The sequence below is a fragment of the Arsenophonus sp. PmNCSU2021_1 genome, from assembly GCF_036919435.1.
Lineage (GTDB): Bacteria > Pseudomonadota > Gammaproteobacteria > Enterobacterales > Enterobacteriaceae > Arsenophonus > Arsenophonus nilaparvatae.
In genome coordinates, this window is the sequence record NZ_JAZHPL010000011.1 from 196,724 (window position 1) to 215,829 (window position 19,106).

Genomic DNA, 19,106 nt, shown 5'->3' on the forward strand with positions numbered 1-19,106 from the left:
GGTTATTTAGTATTAATTTAGCACAATCATCTTACTGTTTACTTGCAGCTATCTTCAGTTATTTTCTTTATTTTGTATTTATTTCGTTATTCATTAAATATTTCCAATCAGATTATCATTTTTCTTTACATTATTTTATTTATATTGGCACTATATTTGTTGTCAGTTTGATTATTATTGTTCATAAATCTGCTGTCGATACTATTATTTATGATGGAGTGCTGTTGTTATTGTTTTTGGCTTTATGTTTTGCAAATACTGAAAAAAATAAAGTGCGAACAATAGTATAAATTTATATTTCAAATTATTTTATATTAATTATAAATAGTATCTTGAATAATTAATATTATTTTTATTTTATTAACTTTCTATTTTTAGTTATAAAATATAGTGATTGTCTAGCATAAATAAATTTATATATTAATGATAATGACATTTTCATTACTTATAAGAAGAGGGAGATTTCTTTGATCAGTGTGTTATTAGTGGAAGATAATGAGTTTATTAGATTGGGAATGCAGTCTATTTTTGATAAAACAAAAGGTATGAAAATAGCTGGGCATGTTGTTTCTTTGAATCAAGCCATACAATGGTGCCGAAAACATACGGCGGAAATTATTTTATTAAATGGCAGAGCAAGCGACTATGAATTAATTAAAAAATTACAAAGTTTAATTAGGATGATCCCTGATATAGGCATAATTATGTATTCTACTGAAAAGAAAAATATCTATTTAATGAAGGCGCTAGAAGCTGGAGCACGAGGTTTACTGAGTGTGAAGGCGAAAGAAAGCGATTTACTGCATGCCATTCGTGTCGTCAAATTAAAGCAAAAATATTTGTCGCCGGATATTGCACAATGGCGGGTATTGCATCAATTAGATACAGAAATGAGCAATCCTTTAAACCTATTATCTGATCGTGAATTACAAATTATGCTTATGGTGACGCGTGGTATACCGGTTGGCGAAATAGCAAAACAGCTCAACTTAAACACAAAAACAATAAATAGCTATAGATATAGAATGTTTAGTAAACTAAAAGTGCGTAGTGATGTAGAATTAACTTATATAGCTATAACGAATGGATTGATTCAAACAGAGAGTTTTTATTATAGTGCCTGAACTATTTGAACCGAAAGTATTTTTGCAGACAGTAACCAATCAACCAGGTGTATATCGTATGTACGATACATCTGGGGTGGTTATTTATGTCGGCAAAGCTAAGGATTTAAAAAAACGGTTAGCGAGTTATTTTAGTGGGCAAGTAACGAGCCGTAAAACCGAACAACTTGTTAAAAATATTGCTCAGATTGACATTACTGTAACACATACAGAAACCGAGGCTTTATTACTTGAACATAACTATATTAAACTTTATCAGCCTCGTTATAATGTTCTGTTAAGGGATGATAAATCCTATCCTTATATTTTTTTAAGTGCGGATAAACATCCACGTTTGGCTATGCATCGTGGTGCTATGAAGACAAAGGGGGACTATTTTGGCCCATTTCCAAGTGTTCATGCTGTCAGAGAAACGCTGGCTTTATTACAAAAGTTATTTCCATTGCGTCAGTGTGAAGACAGTGTCTATCGCAACCGATCCAGACCATGCCTCCAATATCAAATTAATCGCTGTCTTGGGCCCTGTGTTAACGGGCTGGTTGCTGATGAAGAATATCATCAACAAGTAGAATATGTTCGTTTATTCTTATCGGGTAAGGATCAGCAAGTTCTTAATCAATTAATCCAAAATATGGAGCAGGCCAGTCAAGCTCTTAAATTTGAAAGTGCAGCGCGTTATCGCGATCAAATACAAGCCGTTAGAGCGGTTACAGAGCAACAATTTGTCACTGGTAATACGCAAGATCTAGATGTAATTAGCGTTGCTTATCACTTAGGTATTGCTTGTGTTCAGGTGCTCTTTATTCGCCAAGGGAAAGTACTTGGTAGCCGTAGTTATTATCCAAAGATCCCTGCAAATACGCAATTAAGTGAAGTTGTGCAAACATTTTTAGGTCAATTTTATTTACAGGGTAGTGAAATTCGCTCTTTACCGGCAGAAATATTATTGGATTTTTTATTACCGGAAAAAGCGCTATTTGTTAATTTATTGACTAAAATAGCGGGACGTAAAATTAACATTCAAGTGAAACCGCGAGGTATAAAAGCTAAATATTTAAAACTGGCTCGTACTAATGCAGCGACAGCATTGACCACCAAAGTTGCACAACAATCAACTATTCACCAAAGAATAGAGGCATTAGCTGACTTGCTAGGACTAGAAAAAATTTATCGCATGGAATGTTTTGACATTAGTCATACATCGGGGCAGCAAACTGTAGCATCTTGTGTTGTTTTTGATAGTAATGGGCCCTTACGTTCTGAATATCGTCGTTATAATATAATTGATATTACGCCTGGTGATGACTATGCTGCTATGTATCAGGTTTTAACGAGACGTTATGGTAAACATGTAGATGAAAATAAAGTACCGGATGTTATTTTTATTGATGGTGGCAAGGGACAACTGGCTCAGGCAATCGGTGTATTCCAGGCATTAAATGTTGATTGGGACATAACGCGACCCAAATTGATAGGGATAGCTAAAGGACATGATCGCAAAGCCGGCTTAGAAACATTGTTTTTTAAACCTGATGGAGAAGGTCTTTCATTACCGCCTGATTCACCAGCGCTACACTTAATACAAAATATTAGTGATGAATCACATAATCACGCGATTACAGGACATCGTCAGCGTAGGGCGAAAGTTAGAAATACCAGCACCTTAGAGTCTATTGAAGGGGTAGGTCCTAAACGTCGGCAGATGCTACTTAAATATATGGGGGGCTTACAAGCTTTACGTAATGCGAGTCTTGATGAAATCGCAAAAGTGCCAACGATTTCATATGCACTAGCAGAAAAAATTTATAATGCGTTAAAGCAATAAGCGTAGTGTAATTGTATATATATTTTATTTTGGCCAGACAATTATAGAGCATGATGCAATTAAATATTCCAACTTGGTTAACACTTTTTCGTATCATATTGATTCCGTTTTTTGTGTTATTTTTTTATCTTCCTTTTCACTGGGCGCCTTTTGTTTGTGCGTTTCTTTTTGTCATTGCTGCGTTAACTGATTGGTTTGATGGTTTTCTTGCCAGATTGTGGCAGCAAACAACCAGATTTGGTGCATTTTTAGATCCGGTCGCTGATAAAATTATGGTAGTAACGGCATTAGTATTGGTGACCGAATATTATCATACTTGGTGGGTTACATTACCGACAGTGACTATGATAGCGCGTGAAATCATTATTTCCTCATTACGGGAATGGATGGCGGAGGTAGGAAAACGTAGTTGTGTAGCTGTTTCTTGGATTGGAAAATTTAAAACAGCCGCCCAGATGCTCTCATTAGTTGGATTACTGTGGCATCCTAATATTCAAATTGAGGTAATTGCTCTCATATTACTTTATTTTGCGGCTATTTTAACGTTTTGGTCTATGTTTCAATATTTATCTGACGCCTGGAAGAATTTGAATGAAGCTTGATCGAAATGATTGAAAAATCAGCGAACGAACCGAATTAATTAATAATAGTATTGACTCAATACAGGAAACAAGTAGAATGCAGTGCATCAAACGATGCGGGGTTTAACTAACTAACTAACTAACTAACTAACTAACTAACTAACTAACTAACTAACTAACTAACTAACTAACTAACTAACTAACTAACTAACTAACTAACTAACTAACTAACTAACTAACTAACTAACTAACTAACTAACTAACTAACTAACTAACTAACTAACTAACTAACTAACTAACTAACTAACTAACTAACTAACTAACTAACTAACTAACTAACTAACTAACTAACTAACTAACTAACTAACTAACTAACTAACTAACTAACTAACTAACTAACTAACTAACTAACTAACTAACTAACTAACTAACTAACTAACTAACTAACTAACTAACTAACTAACTAACTAACTAACTAACTAACTAACTAACTAACTAACTAACTAACTAACTAACTAACTAACTAACTAACTAACTAACTAACTAACTAACTAACTAACTAACTAACTAACTAACTAAGTATTGTGAGAATGCGGGAATAGCTCAGTTGTTAGAGCACGACCTTGCCAAGGTCGGGGTCGCGAGTTCGAGTCTCGTTTCCCGCTCCAATATCAGCCCTACATATAAGCTAGATTGAATAGGGCGCGCTGGCAGAGTGGCCATGCAGCGGATTGCAAATCCGTCTACCTCGGTTCGACTCCGGGACGCGCCTCCAGAATTTAGCCCAGGTGGTGAAATCGGTAGACACAAGGGATTTAAAATCCCTCGGCTTTAAGGCCGTGCGGGTTCAATTCCCGCCCTGGGCACCATAATAAAATTTACTTTATTATCAATAGGTTAATCGGTAAAAAGTGAGATATTAAATATCCTATTTTTGTGATTAAAATCACCTTTCAGAACATCTTCAGAAGATGCTTTCAGAAGATAAATTGAGTAAATTTGAATATTTATTCATTTCTTCTGATTACCTACGACCGGTACGACTTTTATTTTTCTGTCATATCTGGCAGTCTGACCAATATTTTTATGACCCGAAATGGCTTGCTTTTCTTGTAGTGTTCCTTCTAAATCAGAGATACCTTTTGCTTTTAAATCATGAAAGGTAAAATTGAAATCCAATTCAGGGTATTTTTTAGTGGCTTCTTCTTTAGCTTTTAACCATCTACTATTAAAACCATCTCTGGTATAAAGTTTTCCATTTGCTTGATGTAAAACGTATAAGCTATTAACACCTTCTTTTAATGGTAATTGTTTAGCTAATTTTATAGCTTTAGTTAATCTTTCGGACCAACCTTTTATCTGGCTTTTGCCTGTTTTCCCTTGTTTGATATAAATTCCTGCTTCCATGAGTTGATCTTTGCGTAATGCTAAAATATCTCCTTGCCGAGCACAGCAAAGATAGGCTAGTTCCATAGCAACCTGAACAATCAACGGTGAAATAGAATATAATGCGTGATACTCTGTATCTGTAACATAACGGTCACGGGCTACTTCTTTGTATTGTTTAACGCCTTTACACGGATTATTTTTTACTAATCCTCGTTCATATCCCCATCGAAATACTCTGGACATAAACGATTTTTCTCTGTTGGCCTGTGTTCTACTCTTTAATCCTCTTTTATCCATATATTTTCTAATATGTTCAGGTTTAATATTATCCGGATTCATTTTGCCAAAAACAGGAATAACTTTTTTGGAATATTTTTGATAGTCATTCTGCGTGTCTTTCGATAATTCGATAAAATCTGCTGAACATAGAAATTGATTAATCAGCGATTCATAATTAAAAATATGTTTCTCGTCATTAACGTATTGTTCATAGTGACTCCAAACAACAGATCTATCTACATTTAGATCACATAAACGAATTGTACGACCATTTGGATGTTTAAACTCGTATGCAGATCTCCCACGAAATACACGTGGGGGCATCCAATTATCAGCAGGATTTTTTCGTTTTCCAGACATAACTATATAGCTCCGAAATTTGGTTTCTCAGCAAAATTAATATCAAATTTTTTTGAAGAGGGGTTATTGAAATGCACCCATGTAGTTTTGGGGCGACCATCAGGCCTCTTAATAAAAAATATTCCCGCTTCTTCCAAAACTTTGCATTGTTTGGATGGTTTCTGATAGCCTGTTAACTCTTTCATTTGTTCATCTGTAATAAACATAGAATTATTATTCACGTTTATGTCCTCATTGAAAAACTCACAACGTAATTTCCCTGGTGTTGGCCAGCCTTGCACTGATCCTTTTTATTTAGCATGATGTATTAACAAGAACAGATAATTTGTTGCAAGTACTTCCTTGTTAGGTTACCTTTTTCACTGCACTCAACCATGGATAACTCTTTTGCCATATCGAGGGAAATGTGGTAGTCAATTATAGTAGCGTTGTTGGCTTCCATTTTTTGTGGAGGCGAATAAAGTCTTTATTTTCAACTAATCTAAAGTCTAAAATTCGCTTCTTCATCCATGTGTTAAAATCTTGCTTACTTCCCAAAAAGTAGTGTAAATCATGTGCATTAACCATCGTGATTAATTCACCATTGATGTTTTTTGATTCGATGTTTATCCAATTTCGCATATAGTTATCCTTCAATATTAAAATTGATGAATGGGTATTAATTAAGTGGAATAGATTAGGGTGGGTAATGACTTCTTGTTCTGTAACTATTTCTTCAATGTGTCGAGGAATACCCCCAAATAAACCATAAGAGCTGGCACTAGCATGATGCCAATAACCAGTAGCTCTTGTCCGCCTAATTGAATATTGCCTAATTCGCCACGCTTAAACCTGATTTGTGGGTCAATGACGGTATCAGCGTGCGCAAGATGTCCAACAATGAGTTCGAAGGCAAACGCTGCACTAATAAAAAGTAATGTTGTGATTAGTAATTTGATGATGTTAAGTTTCATGGTTGAACCTTTTGAAATTGGCTTATTTCTTAACGCAAATCGCTTTGGCGTTGATATCCTTAAAAGTTTCAAACTCACGCTCAAACTGTTTAGTGGCGAATTGGCACATATTTTCAGTGTCAAATTCCTGAGTATGAACACTTGCAAAGTTACTTGATGCATAAGGGCTGGCGTACATGGCTAAAATTAAAATCCACATGGTGAGTTCTCCGTTGTTAATGAGAATAGTAACGATAATGATAACTATTTATTTTAAATATATAAATATTTATAAATTTAAGGTTGATTCTTTATTTCTCTTGTATAGTTATTTGGTTGTGTGTTTGCTAACAGCAATATTTTTACTTGGTGTTGGCCAGCCTAGCGCTGGTCTTTTTTATTTCCTTCTCATCGCTTCCAGTAATAAATCCTGTATCGCCCGTTTTGAATTACGGCGCGCCATCACCACTTCATCAAGCGTATCTTTAGCGACGATATGATGGATAAAGACAGGGCGGTTATGTCCGGCTTGCGCTTGACGCGTAGGGCCGATACGTTCGATGATTTGCTGGTACTGCTCTAAGTCCCACCAGTGGGAGAAAAAGACCAGAATATTACCCCCGTCCTGTAAATTTAAGCCGTGTCCACAGCTCGCGGGGTGTGCAAAAAGTAACGGAATTTTGCCATTATTCCAGTTGGTAAGGGTTTGTGGGTTAGCGTCTAACATTTTGCCTTTTGGAAATGCTTTTAACAGTCTTTCAAGGTCATGTTTCCAGTGGTAAGCAACCAGTACTGGCATCCCTCCAGCCTCATTGACAATACTTTCCAGCGCCTGGATTTTGGCATCGTGTATTTCTGTCCAGTTGTGATTGTCATCGCTATAAATAGCGCCTGCTGCAATTTGCAAACATTTTATTGTTTTGGCAGCGGCATTTAACGCTTCGATAGCGCTATCGCCCAACTCAAGAAACAGTTCTTTTTCCATCGCCTGATAGTGTGCTCGCGCTTTTGCAGGTAACGTAATGTTGATAACGTTGTGTATCGGTTCATCGATATCAAACCAGTCAGTGGCATTAAGGGATAAGGTGACATCACTAAGGGCTAACTGAATTTGTAGCTGAGCAAATCCTAAAGGCTCAAACCTGCTCCATTGTTGCCCAGGGAACTGGATACGGTTAAACCAGCGAGACGTAAACGCATTATGCGTTCTGCCTAGCCGTTCGCCCTGGTCAACAAACCACGCTTGCCCCCATAAGTCCATCAGGCCATTGGGTGAAGGTGTACCCGTCAGATTTACCCATCTATGGACAGATTTATGGGCGATTTTGGCGAGTGCGGCGGTGCGTTTACCCCCTTTGCGTAACCGGAATGATTTTAAGCGTGTGCTCTCGTCTGCGATAATCGTGCCAAAAGGCCAACTGTCTCCGAGGATGTCAACCAGCCAGACGAGATTGTCATAATTGATAGTAAATACGCTGGCATGGGTATTTTTGAGTGCCACCATCCTTGCTTTGGCGGTGCCAATGATCGGTTGCACCTCGATATTATGGAGATGGTTCCATTTAAGTGCTTCGTCAGGCCAGGTGGATTGGGCTACCCGTAAAGGGGCTAACACCAAGGTGGGCTTGGTTTCACTGCCTGCAAGATAGAGATTTTCTAACGCCGTCAGCGTTGCTGCCGTTTTACCCATTCCCATTCCCGCCCAGATATTTGAGCGTTTTATATCGAGTAGGTGATTGATAATGAGATTTTGGTAAGGTCGAGGGGTAAAGGTTTTAGCGATTGTCTTTTGTTCAGGCGACAATCTGGATAGTTTTGTCATGGGTATGTAATCCGTTCCACTTCTTTTTCATGGGGAGTTTGTCAGCCAGATACTGGCCATAAAGTCGCTGTGCGCCTTTTCTCAGTAAAACAGGGCGATAACTAATGAAGCTATTCCCACCATGTGGGCTTATTTCGTTTTGTTTTTCGGTGAAATATTTATCCCGAGCGGTAGCGGCAACACGCCAGCGTAAATTGTTGCCGGATTTACTTTCGTTATAGAGCCAGTTTTTCGCGGCAAGATAATGATTTATCTGTTGACTGTTTACCCCGTTAAGCATTTTGCTAAATTGGGTAGGGGTCATACCTTCTTTAAAGAGATTTTTAAGACAATCGTTTTCGGTTGATAGGCTTTTATTTTCCAGTAATAACTTTTCTTTCTCTTCCTCGGCACGAACAACCATGAGTGCCAGTTCTTTTTTTGTTGGGAGTAATGATTGAGGTTGCAAAACGCGGCGTTCACATTCAATAAAATACTGCCTTACCTGTTTTCCTTTTTCATTACGCTCAACCATGGATAGCTCTTTCGCCATATCGATACTGATGCAGTAGTCTTTCATCAGACGTTGGCGAGATTTTGCACTACTCAAATTTGAGTAGCTCAAATTTTCAACAATAATATAGTCAATGTTCTCTTCAAAACTATATTCTGCTATACGCCTATTTATCCAATCATTAAATCGCGTGGTAATTTCCAAAAACGCATGTAAATCGCGCGCATTAACCGTTTGGCTTAATGCACCGTTGATGTTTTTTGTTTCGATGTTTATTAAATTTGGCATAAAGCTATTCCTCAATAATGAAATTGATAGTGTGAAAAGTGATCTGTAACCCGCAGGGGCTTAAATAAGGGAAATCAAGAAGATAAATTGCTTTTAAGGCTCTCAGCCCGCAACGGGTAAGATGCTGCTTAGATCCTGACTGTCCAGTACGATGACCTGATGGCCTAGGGCAAAAAGCCGTGCGTGTTCGCGTAATTGGTAGGGGGTGGGTTTTTCGCCTGGGGCTTTACACTCCACAAAAATAATCTTGCCATTGGGCAGCGCGACTAATCGGTCAGGTACACCCCGTCGTCCAGGTGAAACAAATTTATAGGCAATGCCACCGATTTTTTGCACTTCACGCACCAAATGTTTTTCGATACTATCTTCCCTGATCAACCGCATGAATACATCCTTTTTATGTGTTCTCTTTTAATTTGCATCAGGCAAAAATCGGCGCGGTGTTCACTCCAGATACGGTTATTGCGATTGCGTGCCAGTCGGTTTGCCTGTGACCATGCGCGTGCGGCTTCATGGTATTGTCCTGACTGCTCAAGGTGAACTGCATCGCGCGCCACCTTAAAATAAAGTGGGCTGTCGTTTTTCATAAAGGCCATGATGTTTATTTTATCCTGTGTGTTATTATTCTTTTCGATAGCGATAAGTCTCAAATCCCGCTGCACTAAGCGGTAAATCAAAAGCCCAGTCAGGCTTGGCACTTAACAGTGCGCTTAACCCCTCAGCGGAAAATTGTGGGGTATCGGGCGCTTCGCTGATAATCTCATCGTGGACGGTCAGAACAATCTCATACCCCGCCTTTTCAATAGGCAGCATGTTATAGGCTAATACATCGCGTGCGGCCGCCTGACAGATATTTTCTGTAATTTTCCCGCCGTAGGTTTTAAGCCTTTCCCATTTACGGCTATAGGGGTTAGTCCCCATATAGGTAATCTGTCCATTCTCTATTCGCGCAGAAGGGTAGCAAAGACTACGACCTGATGGTAGACAAATCCTGAGCCAGCCTTTATCGCGACGAACGCCAAGTTTACGGCACTTAAACACTATCCCCGGTGACTGAATGGCCTGTTTTACGGCGTCTTCAATGTCGTACCAGAATGATACGGTTTGCGGATGGGCATTACGCCACATCCGCTTAAGGGAATCGCAGGTAACAAAGACTTTTTCGCTGAGGCCATAAGTTTTATCTGTTTCAACGGATTTTTGATACCAGCTTATCGCCTCTCGCTTAACGTTATGCGGTATATTAGGTAATGCGGCTTCCGCCAATTCATCTAAATCCAGGCCATAGGCGAGGGCAAATGTCAAAAATGCTGCAACCCCACCGCCATAGCCTAAGCCAAGCTCCATCACCTTACCGATTTGTCGTTGAGCTTTAGTGACGTTCTCAGGTAAAAGATAAAATGCGCGCGCGTAGGCGAGTTTATAGAGGTCATCGCCTTTGCCGTTATCAAATTCGCTAAAAGCCTTGACTTTCCAGTTTTCGCCCGCCAGCCATGCCAACATGCGACCTTCAATATTGGATAAATCGGAAATAACCAGCTTCTTACCCTGCGGGGCAATAATACATCCTCTAAGCGCAGAACTGGTCAGTTGCATAATGTCATCGAAAATCAGCTCGGCGCAACCCGCTTTTAACGCTTCAACCCCCTCATCAATGGTTTTTTGGTCAAGCGTGGGTCTCGGGAGATTATCCGGTTGAAAAATCCGCCCCGCCCATCGTCCAGTGCGTGAAGCACCACAAAACTGTTTGGTTCCTCGAAGTCGTCCATCTGCACTCACCGATTTCAACAGCGCTTTATATTTACTGGTGCTGGTTGTGCACTATTGCAGACGGACTGACAGCAGTTCACGTAAAGCCCGTGGAATATCAGGGTCATTAACGCGTCGCTGTAGCGTGCTGGCTTGCATATCCGGTAATGTAATGCCAAATGCCGAAACGATATGATGTAGCAGCGCATCGCGTTGGGTCGCGGCTTGTACGGCGTTATCCGTTAATTGCTGGGTGACGATTGATAGCCGCTTTTGCTCGCTTTCAACTGCGTTTAAAGCGCTTTTCGCCAGTTCTACGTCCATACACATCCCCCGGCGATTAATTCTTTGGTCTAACTGCCATAACGTTGTTTCATTAAAATTCATATTCCAACGCGGTAAATGTTGATAAATCTCGCGCATTGCTAAAATATCAGAGCCTGCGTATTGCTTAAAACGTTGCCATTCTTCGAAATGTGTTAACGCCGTGGTGCGTTGTATTTTGCTGTTTTTAGGACGGGGTTTGCAAAATAGCTGTATGAGCGCTTTACCTTCTTTATCTTTGGTTTTATCGCTATTGACGTTAAAGATATCGCAAAGCGAACTAAGTGCACCGGGTAAGCCATGTGCCAGTGCTTGTACAAGCGTGTCGTGAACACGGGATAACGGTAAGTCAATATTTAACACGTGTTTTAAAATTACCGTATCAAACATACCGCCATTGTGCCAGACGGTTAAGATCGCAGGGTCGTCAAGACAGGCTTTCAAATCTGTGGGCATCGTTTTATCTTGCGTCACATCCCAGACCTTGACAGAGCCATGATTATAAGCGTATGCAAAAAGTAATATTTCTGCATTTTCAGCATAGCGATGCGTACCACAATTAATCGGAATATCGCTATAGGTTTCTAAATCGCAAAATAGTAAATTTTGCATAATCCATCCTTATCAGGCGGTTACGGAAAAACGCCCCATTTTAGGGTGATACCACTGACTGCCGCGTTTCTCAGACTCAAGCATCATCGTATCCAGCGCGTATTTAAATGCTTCTTCCTCAACTACCGACATTTGGGTAATCTGACCACCTGGCGCTACATGAGGCACTTTTTTATAAGGCACATTCCACGCCATCACTAACTGGCGACATTTCGCATCGCTTAAGCCATATTTTGTTTTAAGATAGCTATAACCTTGGAAATCCGCGGGGATAGTGCCTTGTTTTATATGTTCGATTTCTTCCGAAACTTGTTCTATCTGATGCTCGATACTCTTTAACCGACGCTCCTGTGCAACGTTAGCTAACGCCATTGCTGCGATAATTTCATTGGCGCTTTGTGGTCTACTTTGTTGCTCCAGTTTATCAATCAGTGAACGGCGAACGGCTTTCGATTCACGCGCCGCAACACGGAGCGCTTGCTTAAGTGTCATTTCGATAACTTCTGATTCCGTGTTGTTCATTTTTTGCACTACACTTTTTGTGTAGTACTCTCCTTCAAGCTCATCCTTAATTTTTTCAATAAATTTGTTGTTTCTAATTGGTGGTTCGCCATGTTCTTTTCGTGTTTCGTTGACCATTAGCAGCAATTGTTGTGAATCGATAGTCTCGCTGTTGGAAAATGTGATATTTTGTGCGTTCATTAGGGCCTGTCATCAAATGCCGGGATATACGTGTATGATATGCCTCATATATGATTATCCACTTAGGCCAAAGAGAAAGAGATGACGCGTCGCTATGCACTTCGAGATGATCAATGGGCTCGGATTGAGACATTGCTTCCTGGACGGAAAGGTCATGTAGGCGTGACCGCTCGGGACAACCGGCTGTTCGTAGAGGCGGTGATCTACCGTTATCGAACAGGCATTCCCTGGAGAGACCTGCCCGAACGTTTTGGCGACTTTCGTGTTGTGCACCTACGTCACTCACGCTGGAGCAAGACTGGCGTATGGGAGCGCGTGTTCAACGCCTTGGCGAAGGAGGCTGACAACGAGTATGCGATGATTGATTCGACTATCGTGCGGGCCCATCAGCATAGCGCTGGAGCAAAAGGGGGGATCCAGACAAACAAGCTATCGGTCGTAGTCGCGGCGGGTTGAGCACCAAAATTCACGCTACAGTCGATGCTCTCGGTAACCCTACAGGCTTTCATCTTACGCTGGGCCAGGCCCACGACCTAGAAGGTGCCGATGTGTTGCTTGAGGATACACTAGGCCAAACGATCATTGCCGATAAGGGCTACGATGCTCAAGAGCGCCTTGTCCAGCCCTTGAAAGACAAAGGCAAGGAGGTAGTGATCCCATCTCTCTCGAACCGAAAACAACACCGTGCGTATGACGAACACCTCCATAAAGCTCGGCATTTAGTCGAAAACTTCTTTGCCCGACTGAAGCAGTATCGCGCTATTGCTATCCGTTACGATAAAACCGCAATCAACTTTCTTGGTGCTATCCATCTGACCGCTGCCGCCGTCTGGCTTATTTGATGACAGGCCCTAGATTTTGCATATAAAAATTCCTCAATAGTTAAATTGATGAAAGATTGCCCCTATAAAAAGGGGCGTTAAGATTAATTAGTGACGTTTGTGGATTACTTATTGGTGAAATTAAGGTTTATTCGGTGATCACGGGTTCGATAAGATTGCGCTCAACGCAGATTCTTATTGCCTGTTTGACATTATATACCTCGAGTTTTTTTAATATGTTGCCTATGTGAAATTTAACCGTGACTATTTTTATATCCAGTATCATTGATATTTCAGGATAAGTTTTCCCCCTACTCACCCAGTAAATGACCTCGTTTTCACGCTTGGAAAAGGGTTTGGTCTTTTCTATAGGCGGTTTAGCCTGACTGCTGCAATTACCCACGATACTAAAATGAAACATTCTTACCTGAAAAATGGCGCGTAAGTGACTGACTGAATCCGTTTCGTATATCTCTTTTATCTTTTCAAGTGTTTTGCTGACGGTGGTATCCGTAGCCGATCTGAAATATGCAATTTGCTTTTCAGGTATTCCCATTGCGTATAAAACCGCGGTTTCAAGTTGCTCGGGAGCAAGTTCTGGAAAGATTTTGTTATAGCGTGCGATGTGTTGTTCAGTGAGAGGCCGCATTAGATCACCTCCACAAAAACTTTACAGACAGCGATAACAGTAATAGACTTTTTCATTAGACTTATTCCTACTTACATTAGGTTTAGGGTTAGCTGGCTGTTGGGATTCACACTCCCTTCAGTCAGCGACTATTTCTCATTGAGTTCACAATGCGCGTGATTATGTTATACTTCCAGCAAAAGGAGGTATCGTTATGGGTCAGGTTGCATTTGATGCATTACAAGCATCAGAAGAACTAGAAAATGCGGGTATTTCTAGAGAACAGGCTAGAGCTATCTCACTTGTCGTACGTAGATCGCATGAAGTTGCTGATGTAGCGACTAAACGTGATTTAGAAGACGTACGTAAAGATATAGATGTAAGATTTGATAAAGTTGACGCTCAAATAGCTGATGTTCGTAAAGACATGATTAATCTTTTCGATAAAACGGATGCTAAACTATCACTAGTTCGCAAAGACTTACAACTTGAAATGTCAGGCATTCGCGCTGAGCAAAAGTTAATGCGCTGGATGTTAGGCGCGGGTATTTTAGGTATCCTCTCTCTAGTGGTAAAAGCCTTTTTGATGCCTGCACTATAATTACTATCATGGGTTATTAGCTCAGTTGGTAGAGCAGTGGACTCTTAATCCATCGGTCGCAGGTTCGAGTCCTGCATAGCCCACCATTTTACCGATGCCGCTTTGCCAATCGCTTATTCTCTTTTCTCAAGTGCTGGTTTTCTTCTGCCAGTAGCTGAATCATATGAATTAATGTTTTGGTTTCTTCATCGGCGTAAACAGGTTGTGCAAGATTGAGTAGATAATGGCTGTTGTTACTGGGGTTAGTGAGCGTAATGCTTTCACCAATATTATCTAATTTCATTTTTAAGCCTCCTCAAGGAATTTAGCGCGGTGCCTGATTATTTAACCACTTAAGGCGGCAGTGGTTCCCTGGTGTTAACTTGCCAATAACTCTTCTTCCTCAGCCATGCTTAGGTCGTCGAACTCGTCAACGGAGGCCACGCCGCCACCGCTAAACGCATCACCATCCCGGAAAAACTGAACGCCTCTTAATGACGCTGAAACGCCTTTACCATTATTGTCATAGGCATAAAACTCAATGGTGGCGTTAACGTAGCAGCCAGAGTAGGGGCGACCATCCTGTGCGGTTAACGGTGAGGTATTGCGGTCAATGACTAACGGACGAGATTTATTGCTAGCACCGATATACAGGTTTCCGGCGTACCCGTCGTACTCTTTACTATCCCCATCGCGTAAGCAAAAACGGTTAGGGTTATTGCAAATGCTGTTATAGATTTTTTCGATATCCTTTGCGCCCCATTTTTCGCCAATCACACGTTTGATACCGGTTTTAATTTCCTCAATCAGGTCAGTACGACTTTTAGCGATAAGGAAAGTGGCACGGTATTTGAATTCGCTCTGACCACTAAACTGAGAAGGTTCAAATAAATCGGGAAAAGCTAGACGTACGTTGTTTAATTTGATTTTCATCACGTTACCTTTTAATTAGATGGATTTGTCAACGAGTGACGCTTCGGTCACATCGTCAAAGTCGTTTAAGGGGTTAGTAATAATGGCAGGTCTTGGGTCAGATTCCGGTGCGATAACGGGTTTACCGTCTGCTCGCTCAATAAGCGCTTCGAGTTTTGCCCATCTGCTCGGCTTGTCTTTTTTAAGCAATTTTTCAGCCTGTGGTGGACTGATAATTTTCTTGTGGTAGATTTGCTCCTGTTTAAGTTTGGCATTTTTTAACAGTGCTTCGGCTTCACGCTCATCACCCCAGGTGCGATTACCCTGTTTGCCAGTCACCAGTTTAAAGCCTGGTACCGACTGCCCGTTGTGTAATGTTTCGGCGACCCGATTTCGCAGAGCTTTACAAAAGCTCTCTATCAAATCAACATGCGGGTAGAGTTTTGCCATTTGCTCAGGAGTTAGTAGCGTAATGCGTGTTGACGCATCGTTTAGTTGAGGTACTAAAGGCTGGGTCAAATCGACAAAATCGCCTCTGACTTCACTATGGACAAACTGAGCCTGAGCAAAACACAATCCGCCCTTGGCTTTGTAGAACTGGCATTGCTTGATACCTGGTGAAAAAGCACTATCGGGTAGCGCATCAAGCCCATTGCGCTCGGCAAGGGTGGCCATCTCCATGGCTTTGTGCGCTCTCAATCGGGCTAAGTCCCCAAAGTCTTTTAACTCCTCAACCGATAGCGCCCATTCGGACAGATGGTTAAGCCTGGGCTGATGGATAAAAAGTCGAACCGTTTTGAAATCATAAACCAGGTCAAACTGATATAAAGCGCCTAGCGCATAGAGCATAAGTTGTGCGTTTTGTCTGGCATCGACTTTAACGCCTTTGCCATATTTCAGGTCATGGATTTGTAACTCATCCTCGCTGATAATAATTGCATCGGCGGTACCGAATGAATTTTCTACGCCAATGACGGCTGAAAAGTCAACTCGCTCCTCAACCTGTAAGATTTTCCCGTCCGCTAGTTGCCAGACAGTATCAACATAGGTCTGGACGTGCTCAATCATCTCTTCATCCACTTGTGGCGAGTTGGCTTTTAACAACGGATATGTACCGATATAATCCTTTGCATCGAAGCCAGATGTTCGCTTACGCCCGTCACTAAACGGGTTTTGACGCATTGTCAGGATACTTTCCGCTAATGCATGCGCCGCGCTGCCTTCTTCCGCAAACGGTGATGTTTTATCGGGTAAGGTGGCTTCTACTGCGAGACTGGCACTACATTTAATCCATCTATGGGCTGAGGAGGGGGCAAGTTTTGCATGTTCAGCCATCACTGCCCTCGGCGTTATCATCGGCTAAAACGCGTTTGGTTTTCTCGATAAACTGAACCAGATTATCATCGGTTACGTCACCCATCTTTTTAGCGTTGAACGATGTGAGGATATTTAGCGCTTCATTGCGATATCCTTTTTTGACCAGTTGGGTAATGCATGCGGAAGCCTCACTGCGAAGTGCCTTAAAATCAATCGGTTTGACTTCTGCTGGGGTAGGCAATTCACGCAATAATGACAAGGCAAATTCACGACGATCGGTAATGCCAAAGAGATTGTCCCAGTTAGCCAGTATTTTTAAGCATATCGTAAAAATCTTGGTTTTGGAAAGAAATGTCACTTTAGGTAACCCGTTTAAGGCACAGTAAAGCGCATCAATTTGCCCGGTAACACTATCTGCTTTCTCAGATGTAAACGTTGCGGTGGCTTTAGCAACTTGCGTACTGTCAGGTTTTACTGCTTTATCCCCAAACAATACCGACAGGGCGACCATATGGCGCAAATCAAGCGATTCGATATCAACCGCTTCGGGCTTAGGTTCAGGTTCAGGCTCTACTTTAACCTGAGTTCGGGATAAGAAATAAAGAGAAAGTCTTGATATTCAAATAGTTGAATGAGCCTGTTTTGTTAAAATACTCTAACAGTCTGGTTAAAGAGTAGAGCATTGTTAAACAATTATGGAAAATCTTACTGAACTTTATTGCCTGATGGATGATTTTTGCAAAGACTTCGAGCCAAAAATGCATGAATATTTGCTGACTAACGGTACTAAGCGTCGTAGACGGTCTACTCAGCTTTCGTTGGCGGAAATGATGACACTGGTTGTGTTGTTTCATCAACTCCGATTCAGGCAATTCAAGGTATTTTATCTCTATTATGTCCGCTTATATCTCCGGAAGGAATTTCCTAACTTGCCATCCTATTCACGCTGTGTAGAGTTACTTCCGCGTAGTGCCTTAGCGTTAACGGCACTGTTTGAGTCAATTAAGGGAAAATGCACGGGGCTATCGGTTGCCGATTCTACTCCGATAGCGGTGTGTGATAACTTACGGATCCGCAGACATAAAGTCTTCAATGGGATAGCTGAACGGGGAAAAAATTCAACAGGTTGGTTCTTTGGTTTCAAGCTTCATGTAATTATCAATCATTTGGGGGAAATACTCAGTTTTCGACTCACACCAGGAAACACCGATGATCGGAAACCATTGCCTGAGCTGACAAAGGATCTTTCTGGTTGTTTGTACGCAGATAAAGGGTATTTATCGGCTTCACTGAAACAGCAACTCAAAACGATGGGAATTAGCCTTATAACGAATATCAAGAAGAAAATGAAGCCTATTAAACAGACTTGTTTCGACAAAGCCATCTTGCGTCATCGTTCTGTCATTGAAACGGTATTTGATGAGTTAAAAAATCTTTGTCAAATAGAGCATACGCGACATCGCTCTCCGGCTAACTTTGTAGTGAATTTATTAGGCGGACTGGTTGCATATTGTTTAATGCCATCTAAACCAAAGATACCTGTTGCAGGTACGTATCTTCAAGTATAATTGATAATGCTTATCCCGAACTCAGGTTACTTTAGGTGCTTCAACAATCGGTTTAACGGCTTTAGCAGGTTTCGCTTCTGCCTTAGGGGCTTGAACCTTTTTCTCGGCGACAACGGGGGCTGGTTTGTCTTCGGCTTTAGTGGGCACTTCGATAGTAATTTTAGGCTCAATCACTTCTTTAGTCTCAACCATAACCGATGGCGCAACAGGTTGAGGCTTAACGTCCTGTGTGAAGGGTTTTGGTTCGTTTGGGTCATGTTCAGTATGTCCGACCAACTGACTGATTAACATTTTATGGGCTTCGGCCAGTTGATTGTGCGCCATGATCATTTGCGTGTGGTTTTCTGCCAGTCTTGCCAGCAGGGGAGTATTTGCGGTAAGCATTATGTGGCGACCTCAACGATATACAGTGACAGGAAACTGGTGATTGACATTACGTTTTAGCGCTTCTAATTTTTGTAAATAGCGTAAACGCCGGACGTTGTTATTCATCGGAAATCGCTCCGATGACAGGATTTTTGCTTTTTGCATGGTGGTTTTTCCGATGTAATGGGGTAAATAGGGGATGCCTGATATTTCTGGCGCGTCAGGCTCGCTCCCTTTTGTGTATTCCCACAACACACAAAACCGGTTACTATGTGTTTCCCGCAACGCATAAAAAAGAAACAATTATGTCTGATAAAAAATCGGTAACAGAAAAGGTAAGAACGATTGATCATCTACCGTCTAAAATGATTAGACCAACGCCACAACCTAAGTCACCGCCATCAAAAAGTTCAGGGGGTGAAAGTAAAAAATAA

22 protein-coding genes, 4 tRNA genes and 3 pseudogenes are annotated in these 19,106 nt (G+C 41.1%); 12 read left to right on the forward strand and 17 right to left on the reverse strand.

Annotation, left to right across the window (positions count from 1 at the left end; translation table 11 throughout):
* Positions 1 to 11 precede the first annotated feature (11 nt).
* From V3224_RS30380 to V3224_RS26485, 7 genes are all read left to right on the forward strand, one after another.
* Positions 12 to 290 (forward strand): phosphate-starvation-inducible PsiE family protein, encoded by a 279-nt coding sequence (locus V3224_RS30380; RefSeq protein WP_442891196.1) that lies wholly within the window; start codon positions 12 to 14, stop codon positions 288 to 290.
* Positions 291 to 476: 186 nt separating this feature from the next.
* Positions 477 to 1,124, forward strand: coding sequence for a LuxR C-terminal-related transcriptional regulator (locus V3224_RS26460; RefSeq protein WP_334473445.1), 648 nt, complete (start codon positions 477 to 479; stop codon positions 1,122 to 1,124).
* On the forward strand, positions 1,117 to 2,949 hold the full coding sequence (gene uvrC / locus V3224_RS26465) for an excinuclease ABC subunit UvrC (protein ID WP_334473447.1): 1,833 nt from the start codon (positions 1,117 to 1,119) through the stop codon (positions 2,947 to 2,949). The genes V3224_RS26460 and uvrC overlap by 8 nt, the downstream gene beginning before the upstream one ends.
* Positions 2,950 to 3,002: 53 nt before the next feature.
* Positions 3,003 to 3,551 carry a CDP-diacylglycerol--glycerol-3-phosphate 3-phosphatidyltransferase gene (gene pgsA / locus V3224_RS26470; protein WP_334473893.1) on the forward strand — a complete coding sequence of 183 codons (549 nt, stop codon included), beginning with the start codon at positions 3,003 to 3,005 and terminating at the stop codon, positions 3,549 to 3,551.
* Positions 3,552 to 4,122: 571 nt separating this feature from the next.
* Positions 4,123 to 4,198 (forward strand) — tRNA-Gly (locus V3224_RS26475).
* A gap of 33 nt (positions 4,199 to 4,231) precedes the next feature.
* A tRNA-Cys gene (locus V3224_RS26480) sits at positions 4,232 to 4,305 on the forward strand.
* A gap of 7 nt (positions 4,306 to 4,312) precedes the next feature.
* Positions 4,313 to 4,399: transfer RNA gene (locus V3224_RS26485), tRNA-Leu, on the forward strand.
* Between the two features lie 142 nt (positions 4,400 to 4,541).
* Here the strand turns inward: V3224_RS26485 and V3224_RS26490 are convergent.
* From V3224_RS26490 to V3224_RS30390, 11 genes and pseudogenes are all read right to left on the reverse strand, one after another.
* Positions 4,542 to 5,558, reverse strand: coding sequence for a tyrosine-type recombinase/integrase (locus tag V3224_RS26490; RefSeq protein ID WP_334473448.1), 1,017 nt, complete (start codon positions 5,556 to 5,558; stop codon positions 4,542 to 4,544).
* A gap of 2 nt (positions 5,559 to 5,560) precedes the next feature.
* On the reverse strand, positions 5,561 to 5,839 hold the full coding sequence (locus V3224_RS26495) for a DUF4224 domain-containing protein (RefSeq protein WP_334473449.1): 279 nt from the start codon (positions 5,837 to 5,839) through the stop codon (positions 5,561 to 5,563).
* Positions 5,840 to 5,865: 26 nt separating this feature from the next.
* Positions 5,866 to 6,179 (reverse strand): annotated as a pseudogene (locus tag V3224_RS30385) (antA/AntB antirepressor family protein).
* 86 nt (positions 6,180 to 6,265) lie between these two features.
* Complete coding sequence (locus tag V3224_RS26505) at positions 6,266 to 6,511, reverse strand: hypothetical protein (protein ID WP_334473451.1); 246 nt, start codon at positions 6,509 to 6,511, stop codon at positions 6,266 to 6,268.
* A gap of 22 nt (positions 6,512 to 6,533) precedes the next feature.
* Positions 6,534 to 6,710: a hypothetical protein gene (locus V3224_RS26510; protein ID WP_334473452.1), complete on the reverse strand. Its 177-nt coding sequence runs from the start codon at positions 6,708 to 6,710 to the stop codon at positions 6,534 to 6,536.
* Between the two features lie 177 nt (positions 6,711 to 6,887).
* Positions 6,888 to 8,312, reverse strand: coding sequence for a DEAD/DEAH box helicase (locus tag V3224_RS26515; RefSeq protein WP_334473453.1), 1,425 nt, complete (start codon positions 8,310 to 8,312; stop codon positions 6,888 to 6,890).
* Positions 8,284 to 9,093: an antA/AntB antirepressor family protein gene (locus V3224_RS26520; protein ID WP_334473454.1), complete on the reverse strand. Its 810-nt coding sequence runs from the start codon at positions 9,091 to 9,093 to the stop codon at positions 8,284 to 8,286. Before V3224_RS26520 ends, V3224_RS26515 begins: the two co-directional genes overlap by 29 nt.
* Before the next feature lie 102 nt (positions 9,094 to 9,195).
* Positions 9,196 to 9,477: a VRR-NUC domain-containing protein gene (locus V3224_RS26525; protein ID WP_334473455.1), complete on the reverse strand. Its 282-nt coding sequence runs from the start codon at positions 9,475 to 9,477 to the stop codon at positions 9,196 to 9,198.
* Positions 9,468 to 9,680: an ANR family transcriptional regulator gene (locus V3224_RS26530; protein WP_442891067.1), complete on the reverse strand. Its 213-nt coding sequence runs from the start codon at positions 9,678 to 9,680 to the stop codon at positions 9,468 to 9,470. Before V3224_RS26530 ends, V3224_RS26525 begins: the two co-directional genes overlap by 10 nt.
* A gap of 34 nt (positions 9,681 to 9,714) precedes the next feature.
* Positions 9,715 to 11,778 (reverse strand): annotated as a pseudogene (locus tag V3224_RS26535) (DNA polymerase).
* A gap of 12 nt (positions 11,779 to 11,790) precedes the next feature.
* A complete protein-coding gene (locus V3224_RS30390) occupies positions 11,791 to 12,480 on the reverse strand; it encodes a Rha family transcriptional regulator (protein ID WP_442891069.1) in 690 nt (229 codons plus the stop codon).
* A gap of 81 nt (positions 12,481 to 12,561) precedes the next feature.
* On the opposite strand from V3224_RS30390, the gene V3224_RS26545 reads away from it, so the two are divergent.
* Positions 12,562 to 13,322 (forward strand): IS5 family transposase gene (locus V3224_RS26545; protein ID WP_334473457.1). Its coding sequence is split into 2 segments (ribosomal slippage): positions 12,562 to 12,897 and positions 12,900 to 13,322, totalling 759 coding nucleotides; the frame shifts between segments, so codons are not numbered across the junction.
* A 127-nt stretch (positions 13,323 to 13,449) separates the two neighbouring features.
* Here V3224_RS26545 and V3224_RS26550 read toward each other — a convergent pair.
* Positions 13,450 to 13,653, reverse strand: a pseudogene (locus tag V3224_RS26550) (helix-turn-helix transcriptional regulator); the annotation flags it as partial.
* A gap of 490 nt (positions 13,654 to 14,143) precedes the next feature.
* On the opposite strand from V3224_RS26550, the gene V3224_RS26555 reads away from it, so the two are divergent.
* A complete protein-coding gene (locus V3224_RS26555; protein ID WP_334473458.1) occupies positions 14,144 to 14,530 on the forward strand; it encodes a hypothetical protein in 387 nt (128 codons plus the stop codon).
* Positions 14,531 to 14,540: 10 nt separating this feature from the next.
* Positions 14,541 to 14,616: transfer RNA gene (locus V3224_RS26560), tRNA-Lys, on the forward strand.
* Positions 14,617 to 14,618: 2 nt separating this feature from the next.
* Here V3224_RS26560 and V3224_RS26565 read toward each other — a convergent pair.
* The 4 genes from V3224_RS26565 to V3224_RS26580 all read right to left on the reverse strand — a co-directional run bounded on the left by V3224_RS26565 (position 14,619) and on the right by V3224_RS26580 (position 17,258).
* Complete coding sequence (locus tag V3224_RS26565; protein ID WP_334473459.1) at positions 14,619 to 14,813, reverse strand: hypothetical protein; 195 nt, start codon at positions 14,811 to 14,813, stop codon at positions 14,619 to 14,621.
* A gap of 74 nt (positions 14,814 to 14,887) precedes the next feature.
* A complete protein-coding gene (locus tag V3224_RS26570; RefSeq protein ID WP_334473461.1) occupies positions 14,888 to 15,442 on the reverse strand; it encodes a DUF2815 family protein in 555 nt (184 codons plus the stop codon).
* A 15-nt stretch (positions 15,443 to 15,457) separates the two neighbouring features.
* Entirely contained in the window at positions 15,458 to 16,756 is a 1,299-nt protein-coding gene (locus V3224_RS26575; protein ID WP_442891072.1) for a DUF2800 domain-containing protein, read from the reverse strand.
* On the reverse strand, positions 16,749 to 17,258 hold the full coding sequence (locus V3224_RS26580; protein WP_334473463.1) for a hypothetical protein: 510 nt from the start codon (positions 17,256 to 17,258) through the stop codon (positions 16,749 to 16,751). The genes V3224_RS26575 and V3224_RS26580 overlap by 8 nt, the downstream gene beginning before the upstream one ends.
* A 175-nt stretch (positions 17,259 to 17,433) precedes the next feature.
* Here V3224_RS26580 and V3224_RS26585 point away from each other — a divergent pair, with 175 nt between their 5' ends.
* Positions 17,434 to 18,306: an IS982 family transposase gene (locus V3224_RS26585; protein ID WP_334467716.1), complete on the forward strand. Its 873-nt coding sequence runs from the start codon at positions 17,434 to 17,436 to the stop codon at positions 18,304 to 18,306.
* Between the two features lie 21 nt (positions 18,307 to 18,327).
* Here V3224_RS26585 and V3224_RS26590 read toward each other — a convergent pair whose 3' ends face one another.
* Positions 18,328 to 18,690, reverse strand: coding sequence for a hypothetical protein (locus V3224_RS26590; RefSeq protein ID WP_334473464.1), 363 nt, complete (start codon positions 18,688 to 18,690; stop codon positions 18,328 to 18,330).
* A gap of 122 nt (positions 18,691 to 18,812) precedes the next feature.
* On the opposite strand from V3224_RS26590, the gene V3224_RS26595 reads away from it, so the two are divergent.
* Positions 18,813 to 19,106, forward strand: coding sequence for a hypothetical protein (locus tag V3224_RS26595; protein WP_334473466.1), 294 nt, complete (start codon positions 18,813 to 18,815; stop codon positions 19,104 to 19,106).

Bases quoted from the DNA above. Each gene is read 5' to 3' on its own strand.
- V3224_RS26595 (WP_334473466.1), top strand. From the start codon at position 18,813: ATGACAGGATTTTTGCTTTTTGCATGGTGGTTTTTCCGATGTAATGGG.
- V3224_RS26590 (WP_334473464.1), bottom strand. From the start codon at position 18,690: ATGCTTACCGCAAATACTCCCCTGCTGGCAAGACTGGCAGAAAACCAC.
- V3224_RS30390 (WP_442891069.1), bottom strand. From the start codon at position 12,480: ATGAACGCACAAAATATCACATTTTCCAACAGCGAGACTATCGATTCA.
- V3224_RS26530 (WP_442891067.1), bottom strand. From the start codon at position 9,680: ATGAAAAACGACAGCCCACTTTATTTTAAGGTGGCGCGCGATGCAGTT.
- V3224_RS26570 (WP_334473461.1), bottom strand. From the start codon at position 15,442: ATGAAAATCAAATTAAACAACGTACGTCTAGCTTTTCCCGATTTATTT.
- V3224_RS26575 (WP_442891072.1), bottom strand. From the start codon at position 16,756: ATGGCTGAACATGCAAAACTTGCCCCCTCCTCAGCCCATAGATGGATT.
- V3224_RS26515 (WP_334473453.1), bottom strand. From the start codon at position 8,312: ATGACAAAACTATCCAGATTGTCGCCTGAACAAAAGACAATCGCTAAA.
- V3224_RS26510 (WP_334473452.1), bottom strand. From the start codon at position 6,710: ATGTGGATTTTAATTTTAGCCATGTACGCCAGCCCTTATGCATCAAGT.
- V3224_RS26520 (WP_334473454.1), bottom strand. From the start codon at position 9,093: ATGCCAAATTTAATAAACATCGAAACAAAAAACATCAACGGTGCATTA.
- V3224_RS26525 (WP_334473455.1), bottom strand. From the start codon at position 9,477: ATGCGGTTGATCAGGGAAGATAGTATCGAAAAACATTTGGTGCGTGAA.
- V3224_RS26585 (WP_334467716.1), top strand. From the start codon at position 17,434: ATGGAAAATCTTACTGAACTTTATTGCCTGATGGATGATTTTTGCAAA.
- pgsA (WP_334473893.1), top strand. From the start codon at position 3,003: ATGCAATTAAATATTCCAACTTGGTTAACACTTTTTCGTATCATATTG.
- V3224_RS26565 (WP_334473459.1), bottom strand. From the start codon at position 14,813: ATGAAATTAGATAATATTGGTGAAAGCATTACGCTCACTAACCCCAGT.
- V3224_RS26490 (WP_334473448.1), bottom strand. From the start codon at position 5,558: ATGTCTGGAAAACGAAAAAATCCTGCTGATAATTGGATGCCCCCACGT.
- V3224_RS26555 (WP_334473458.1), top strand. From the start codon at position 14,144: ATGGGTCAGGTTGCATTTGATGCATTACAAGCATCAGAAGAACTAGAA.
- V3224_RS26505 (WP_334473451.1), bottom strand. From the start codon at position 6,511: ATGAAACTTAACATCATCAAATTACTAATCACAACATTACTTTTTATT.